Source organism: Pedobacter cryoconitis, from assembly GCF_003259615.1.
GTDB classification, from domain to species: Bacteria; Bacteroidota; Bacteroidia; order Sphingobacteriales; family Sphingobacteriaceae; genus Pedobacter; species Pedobacter cryoconitis.
Map to the genome: position 1 here is coordinate 110,791 of NZ_QLLR01000017.1, position 7,571 is coordinate 118,361.

Genomic DNA, 7,571 nt, shown 5'->3' on the forward strand with positions numbered 1-7,571 from the left:
TAACATGTGTTTAAATTAACTTAGCATCGTTTTTTAGAATGTAAATGAAAAGAATATACCAACTCATATTATTGCTATTGATCGGCTCACCGGCAATGGCACAAATTTCCCGTCCAAAGTCCAACCCTAATGCCCCCAGCTTAAAAGTGAATGGTACGGATATGGATTATTTTCAGCCTAAAGAATATACGATAGGGGGAACTACTTTAAGTGGTGCCAAGTTTATTGATAAGGAAGTTATTATTACACTTTCCAAATTAATTAAAGGTGAAAAAATATTACTTCCCGGGGAGGCAACTTCTAATGCAATTAAAACACTTTGGGCACAGGGATTGTTTGATGATATTGAACTTGATATTACTAAAATGGTTCTTGATACCGTTTATTTCGATATTAAAGTAGTGGAAAGACCGCGTTTAAGTTCATTTGAGCTGAACGGACTAAGTAAATCTCAGAAAACGGATATTACCGAGAAATTGAATTCTAAATCAGGAAAGACGATTATCAACGAAAATACTTACAACAGTACGACGGGAATCATCAATAAGTACCTGTCTGAAAAAGGTTATTTCTTTACGAAAGTAGACTATAAAACCAAGCCTGATCCGAACATGGAGAATGGGGTAGTTTTACAGGTTTTTGTGGATAAGGGAAATAAGGTCAAAGTTCACGAGATCAATTTTACGGGTAACAAGGATTTCAAGGCTTCTACTTTACGCAAGTATTTGAAGAAGACCAAGCAACAGGCTTTCTATAAAGTATTCGGTTCTGGTAAATTCAGCAAGGATAAATACAAAGAGGATAAGGAAAAGCTGATTGCTAAAATGCAGGAGAAGGGTTACCGTGATGCGGTGATCATCAAGGATACGACTTACCTGTACAATAAAAAATCTGTTGGTGTTAAGATCGATTTATACGAAGGTCCAAAATATTATGTTGGAAATATTACCTGGTCTGGAAATGCGAAATATGCAACAAAAGATCTGAGCAAAGTATTGGGTATTGAGAAAGGTGAAGTTTTCAGTGAGGAGAAGTTAAATACTAAGCTTCACGGTAACGGTGCAGAGAGTGATGATGTATCGAGTATTTACCTGAATGATGGTTACCTGACTTTCAACGTGGAGCCGGTTCAGACAAAAATATACAATGATACTGTAGATTTAGAAGTAAGGATTTATGAAGGTCCTCAGTATACGAACAACAGAATTACTGTAAAAGGAAATACGATTACAAATGACAGGGTAGTTTTACGTGCGGTACGTACAAGACCAGGTGACAAGTTCTCTAAAGATTTATTGGTGCGTACGGTACGTGACCTTGGTCAGCTGGGTAACTTTGATGAGTCTAAGACTGTACCAACTCCGAAACCAAATCCTTCAGATGGTACGGTTGATATTGAGTATGCTGTAGAAGAGAAACCTTCTGATCAGGTAGAATTATCTGGTGGTTTCGGTGGTGGCCGTATCATTGGAACAATTGGTTTAACTTTCAATAACTTCTCTTTAAGAAATATATTAAATCCAAAAGCTTACAAGCCTCTTCCAAAAGGTGATGGCCAGAAGCTGAGTCTTCGTGGTCAGACGAATGGTAAATACTACCAGTCTTACAGTTTCTCTTTCTCTGAGCCTTGGTTAGGTGGAAAGAAACCAGTGAGTTTCGGTTTAAGTGCATTTACGTCACTTTCTTCGAATGGTGTTGATGTTGGACAGAATGCACAGCGTATCCGTTTAAATGGTGTGACTGTAAGTTTAGGAAGAGTATTAAAATGGCCTGACAATTATTTCCAGATTTCACATGCGATCAACATGCAGCAGTATGTGTTGAATAACTATCCTGGATATTTGTTTAGTACAGGAACGTCTTATAACTTCAACTTAACACAGGAGATCAGCAGGGATTCAAGAAATTCACCAATCTTCCCTACGGAAGGTTCTTATTTCAAGTTCACGATCCAGGCAACTCCTCCTTATTCGTTGTTAAATCATACGAACTATGCAACTGCATCTGATAAGCAGCGTTATAAATTTACTGAATACCACAAGTGGAAATTTGAGGGTCAGTGGTTCCAGAGAGTAATGGGCAAAATGGTTCTTAAGGGGCAGGCCCAGTTTGGTTTCTTAGGTTCATATAACAACGCGGTTGGTCAGTCTCCGTTCGAAAGGTTTAAACTGGGTGGTGATGGTATGCAGGGATTTGATTTCCTTCAGGGATCTGAGATCATCACGATGCGTGGTTATGCGAATAGTGCAGTAACTCCTGCAACTGCAACAACTGCGGGACAGATTCAAACTGCAACAAATTCAGGAAGTCCGATCTATACTAAATATGTTATGGAATTAAGATACCCTGTTATTGCAAGTCAGCAGGCAACTGCGTATCTTGTGGGATTCGCTGAGGGTGGTAATACCTGGAACAGTTTTTCAGAGTTTAATCCTTTTAACGTAAGAAGGTCTGCAGGTATTGGAGCTAGAATATTTTTACCGATATTTGGTATGCTGGGTATTGATTACGGGTTTCCGTTTGATAACATTCCTGGTCAGGCTAATGGTGGTAAACAGAACTTCACTTTTAGTATTGCTCAGCAATTGGGTGGATTTAATTAATAGAGAAATGAGAAAAATTATTTTAATCGGGGTTTTAGTTTTCGCAGGTTTTGGAGCGTTTGCACAGAAGTTTGCTTATGTGGATACAGAGTATATCCTTAAAAATTTACCTGAGTATAAGTCTTCGCAGAACCAGCTGAATGTATTGTCTCAGCAGTGGCAGAAAGAGGTTGATGCTAACTTTACGGCGATTGACAAAATGTACAAGGCTTATCAGGCGGATCAGGTTTTATTGACTGATGATATGCGTAAGCGCAGAGAGAATGATATTATCGAGAAGGAAAAGGCTGCTAAGGAGTTTCAGCGTCAGAAGTTCGGCCCTGAGGGAGAGCTTTTCCAGACGAGAGCAAAGCTGCTTAAGCCTATCCAGGATAAAGTAACTGGCGTGATTGCTGATTTAGCAAAAACAAAGTTCCTTGATTTTATCTTTGATAAGAGCAGTGAAGCGACGATGATGATTTACGCAAGCAGCAATTATGACCTGAGTAATGACGTTATTATCAGATTGGGTTATAAACCAAACACTGTAAAATAGAGACACACCCAAATAAATTTTAAAAACAATTATTAAGAACAATAGAAATGAGAAAGTTAATTAACGTATTTTTTGTGGCAGCTGGCCTTATGTTTACTGCTAATGTTGCTAGTGCTCAACAAAAAATTGCACATCTGGATTCTGAAGCTATTTTTGCGGTTATGCCTGAAGCAAAAACTGCATCAGCAACTTTAGAGACTCTTCAAAAACAAAAACAAGCTGAGATCGAAAAAATGAGAAGTGAGTACACTGTAAAGTATGAAGCAGCAGTTGCTAAAAACAAAACTTTGAGTGAGGCTAACAAAGAAACAGTTGGTAAAGAATTACAAGCTATGGGTGTTGAGTTACAGGATATGGAAAAACGTATCGGTGAAGCAAGCCAAAAAGCTCAACAAGATATTGCAACTAAACAAGGTGAGTTATTAGCTCCTTTAAATGCTAAATTCCAGACTGCAGTTAAAGCTGTAGCGAGAGAAAAAGGTTTAGCTTATGTATTTGATAGTTCTGCACAGAATGGTGCTAACAATTTATTAGCCTGGGAAGGTGGTGACGATGTTACTGCTTTAGTTAAAGCTAAGTTAGGTATTTCTGCTTCTGCAGCTCCTGCTCCTAAAAAATAGTATTTAAAAAATATTTAAATTGCGGCACCGGGTATTTCCCCGGTGCCGTTTTTTTTGTCATGATAAATAAGAAGTCTATTGGTGTTTTTGATTCGGGTTATGGTGGTTTGACTGTATTTGAGTCGATCGCGAAGTCATTGCCTGATTATAATTATATCTATTTCGGTGATAATGCAAGGGCTCCTTATGGGGATCATTCTTTTGAGACGATTTACCAGTATACGCTTAGTTGTGTGGAGTGGTTGTTTGCGCAGGGTTGTCCGCTGGTGATCTTAGCTTGTAATACGGCTTCGGCAAAGGCGTTGCGCACGATTCAGCAGAAGGTGTTACCGGTAAAGTATCCTGGGTTCCGCGTGTTAGGGGTAATCCGGCCTACGGCAGAGGTCATTGGCAGGTATACGGAGTCAAACACGATCGGGGTAATGGGAACAAGGGGAACGGTTAATTCGGATTCTTACCCGATAGAGATTCACCATCAGTTCCCTTCGTTAAATGTGGTGCAGCAGAGTTGCCCGATGTGGGTTCCGCTGATTGAGAATAATGAGCATGGGAGCGAGGGGGCGGATTATTTTGTGAAGAAGTATATTGATGAGTTGTTAGCGAAGTCGGGAGATATTGACGCGATTTTACTGGCTTGTACGCATTATCCGTTGTTAGTGCCTAAGATCAGGGCTTATTTGCCGGATGGTGTTCGACTGGTTGTTCAGGGGGATATTGTGGCTGAGAGCCTGGTTGATTACTTAAACAGGCATACTGAGATAGAGAGTGTATTGACGAAAGAGGGGGAAATGAGTTTTTATACCACGGGGGATAGTCAGGTTTTTGATCAGAGTGCTTCGATATTTTTTTCGAGAGAAGTGGTTTCGGAGCAGGTTAGGGTTGTGTAAGGGGATTCTCGGGAAAAACAAAAAAGAGACAACCCTATTCCAGTCGACGTTCATGAAGAATGAACAATGTCTGGAATAGGGTTGTCTCTTTTTTGTTTTTATCCTCCAAGGTTTGGTAGGGTTGGGAAGGTGGATAGTTAGACGGCCTGGTTAGTTGGGATAGCTTGGTGGCTTGTTTAGTTGGATAGCTTGGTTAATTGGATAGCCAGGGTAGGCAAATATTTGGTTAGTATTTTGGTTGCAAAATGAATATTTTACAGGTTGTATTCAAGTGTGTTCAGGTAGTACTCTAAGTTTTTGAATCTGGTTGTATTTGCGCCAACTATGATTTTTTCATAATCGATTACTTGTGGGAAACTGTAGACTAACTGATCTAAGACGTAAACGGTGCTTGATGGGTTATAGGGTTTGTTATAATCGGAGCGTGTTTTGTCCGGGGCATAGCCGGTGTTGACAAATTCAAGGTGAACGTTATTTGCCGGGTCAATCATATAGGGTTCCCAAAAGGTCATTGTGTTGGGTAGACTGATGTTGATGTTGTTCTTTTTATTGAGTAAATCATTTCCGGCTGTTTGACCGTCGTACAGGGAAACTGCTCTGAGGATTCTTGCATAGAAGTACAGGTTGTAGGCATGATAAGCGAATGCATCTCTGTTGATGTAGTCTTCTGTTTTTCCACCGGCAAATAGGTTCGCATTGAGCTGAACATTATAGGCGTTTTTAACATGGTTGAGGATGGTTGCGTCGTTTAGGATATAGCCGATGTCGTAAAGGAGATTGAGCCTGATTGTTTCCCAGTTGTTTTTTCTGTTAGTGTAGTTCGCAGCGTTGGTGATGTAGTAGGTTCCGGTCTTTTTTAGCCAGGCATCAATGGTAGTTTTATTTGCTGCGGGAATAGCTGACCTGATGATGGAGTAAGCTTCGAAAATCTCGATAAAAGCGGCTTCTGAAGGGGTGCTGCTATTTGGGGTGTTGACTGCTGCCCATGCGAGTAAATTGCTTTTTGCTTTGTCAAGATATTTGGTTGCAGTGTCTCTTCCGGGTGAGATTGCCCATTGCAGGGTGAGGCATTTCAGGTCTGTTCCCTGGTTGCCGACGGTTGTTGTGTTGGTGGTTTTTGTCAGGGCTGCAAAGGCGGGGTTAGTGATTAGTTTTTGGATTTGTGCCTGGTTTGATCCGGCTAAGTCTGCTCCGATTTTACTCAGGGCATTGGCGCTGAAGACAAGGTTTTTGGAGAAGATAGCGGAGTCCCCGATGACCTGTGTGATTGCATTTTTTCCGGTAGCCGCAGTTCCCCGGGCTTCCTCTTTTTTACAGCTGGTGGCGCATACCACTAACCCGATTACTGCTAAGTAGCTTAGTTTTTTCATAGCTTTTAAATATTGATTTGGTACTGCAAATTCGCTACATCAGAATTAGCAGACGGGATGAAATCCTAACTAAAAGGGGGTGAAAATCTAAATGGATGTTTTGATAGGGGCATGATAATAATTTTCATTTCTTTACGCTTAATATTAATATAAGTAATTGATGGCTTATTCAATTTATGGCATAGGCAGCTGACAATATGGAATTGAGCCTTTACAGGTTGACGATGTGCATGATTGATAATGTATGCAGGTTCTTGATACAAGTCAATATATAAATCAATGTTTACAAGTGATTGTATATAAGTTATTGCGGATAGAATTGAAATTGATAATACATACGAATAATGACAAAAGAAAACGACGAAATGATAGAGGGACAATTTTGTCCTGTGTGTAAGCAGGCAGTAGAAGTAGTATCATTACGCTATCCGGATTATGTGTGTAATGATTGCGTTTTGGCAGCAACTGATAAGCAGGGAAGGGAAGTCATATTTTATAACTCAGATGTATTCGGACATGGATGTGCCGGAAAGTACAGAGATAATGGAGAGGATTACCTTTCGAATATTTGTTATATAAGGGGTATAGTATTTGAGGCGAATGAGGCCTATATGGGCTTCCGGTATTAAAAAACCAATAAGCTTTCCAGGGTCATAAGGGGCATCAATATCATTAATTAATCAGGAGCCTATCAATAATTATATCGGCAGGGGTGTCAATAGTATATCATTTGATAAACTCCTGATTAAGTTGAGGGTTTAATATTTAATAACCTTGTATGTATTTGTAAATTAAAACTGCAGCGGCAATAACTCCCCAAATGACACCCCAATATTGCAGGGGAATAAAATAAAGATCATGAACTGACTTTCTGTTTAATCGTAGTCCGGTTATATAAACCAGGGGTGCTGAGCATAAAAGACAGTAAAGGAATAGTTCAAGTCCTGCATTTCCATTTTTGCCAAAGAAGAATATACCAATCAGAATAGTAGCAACAGGAATCAGGAGCGCCAGGGGGCCCCAGCCTTTGTAGATAATCATATTATTGAATCAGTTATAGAGGTAATTTTAATTTGTTTAGTTATAAGCTGTTTGATTATATAGATGGTTTGCTTTGTTAATCCTTCGAGTTTATCAACTTGTCCAGTAGGGAAACGAAGCTTTTTCCGCTAAAGATTCCATTTGTAGCAGTGCTGAAGACTACCTTGTTTTCTTTATTATGTAAGCTGATTTGACTAATCCAGCTATTTACAGCAAAGTGGTTCAGGTCAGCTATCATGAGTTTTGTTGAATCGATGATCAGGTGATCCTTAGTCACGATAATTTCTTTGGGCTGAACATTTAAGAAGGATTGTGTACCAGTAGCAAATAGCTTTTTGCCCAATGCAGTATCATAATTGATATATTGAAAAGTAAGACTCTTATTCGCTTCCAACTCTCTTAGTGCTTTAGGTACATATAAAACCTGGAATTGCAACATTAAAGTTGACATTTAGTTAAGCGGCAATATTTTGTTTATTTAAGTTTCTACCAAATTCTTCTGGGGACAAGTACCC

Annotated in this window: 8 protein-coding genes; 5 read left to right on the forward strand and 3 right to left on the reverse strand. The window is 39.5% G+C overall.

The window, feature by feature from the left end:
- The first annotated feature begins 44 nt into the window (after positions 1–44).
- Genes bamA through murI form a run of 4 tightly spaced genes read left to right on the forward strand, consistent with a single transcriptional unit; the run spans position 45 to position 4,645 of the window.
- Positions 45–2,603: an outer membrane protein assembly factor BamA gene (gene bamA, locus LY11_RS16320; protein WP_245952801.1), complete on the forward strand. Its 2,559-nt coding sequence runs from the start codon at positions 45–47 to the stop codon at positions 2,601–2,603.
- Between the two features lie 7 nt (positions 2,604–2,610).
- Positions 2,611–3,138 (forward strand): OmpH family outer membrane protein, encoded by a 528-nt coding sequence (locus LY11_RS16325; RefSeq protein ID WP_068407637.1) that lies wholly within the window; start codon positions 2,611–2,613, stop codon positions 3,136–3,138.
- A 47-nt stretch (positions 3,139–3,185) separates the two neighbouring features.
- On the forward strand, positions 3,186–3,758 hold the full coding sequence (locus tag LY11_RS16330; RefSeq protein ID WP_111634712.1) for an OmpH family outer membrane protein: 573 nt from the start codon (positions 3,186–3,188) through the stop codon (positions 3,756–3,758).
- Positions 3,759–3,817: 59 nt separating this feature from the next.
- Entirely contained in the window at positions 3,818–4,645 is an 828-nt protein-coding gene (murI, locus tag LY11_RS16335) for a glutamate racemase (RefSeq protein WP_111634713.1), read from the forward strand.
- A gap of 254 nt (positions 4,646–4,899) precedes the next feature.
- On the opposite strand, the gene LY11_RS16340 is transcribed toward murI, so the two are convergent.
- Complete coding sequence (locus LY11_RS16340; protein WP_111634714.1) at positions 4,900–6,015, reverse strand: alginate lyase family protein; 1,116 nt, start codon at positions 6,013–6,015, stop codon at positions 4,900–4,902.
- A 344-nt stretch (positions 6,016–6,359) separates the two neighbouring features.
- Here LY11_RS16340 and LY11_RS16345 point away from each other — a divergent pair, with 344 nt between their 5' ends.
- Positions 6,360–6,644 (forward strand): hypothetical protein, encoded by a 285-nt coding sequence (locus tag LY11_RS16345; protein ID WP_211321578.1) that lies wholly within the window; start codon positions 6,360–6,362, stop codon positions 6,642–6,644.
- A gap of 136 nt (positions 6,645–6,780) precedes the next feature.
- Here the strand turns inward: LY11_RS16345 and LY11_RS16350 are convergent, their stop codons facing one another.
- Together LY11_RS16350 and LY11_RS16355 are read right to left on the reverse strand one after the other, a co-directional pair.
- The gene (locus LY11_RS16350; protein WP_111634715.1) at positions 6,781–7,056 is read right to left on the reverse strand and encodes a hypothetical protein; all 276 of its coding nucleotides are present in this window, start codon (positions 7,054–7,056) and stop codon (positions 6,781–6,783) included.
- A gap of 76 nt (positions 7,057–7,132) precedes the next feature.
- Positions 7,133–7,507, reverse strand: coding sequence for a hypothetical protein (locus LY11_RS16355; RefSeq protein WP_146610859.1), 375 nt, complete (start codon positions 7,505–7,507; stop codon positions 7,133–7,135).
- Positions 7,508–7,571: the final 64 nt, after the last annotated feature.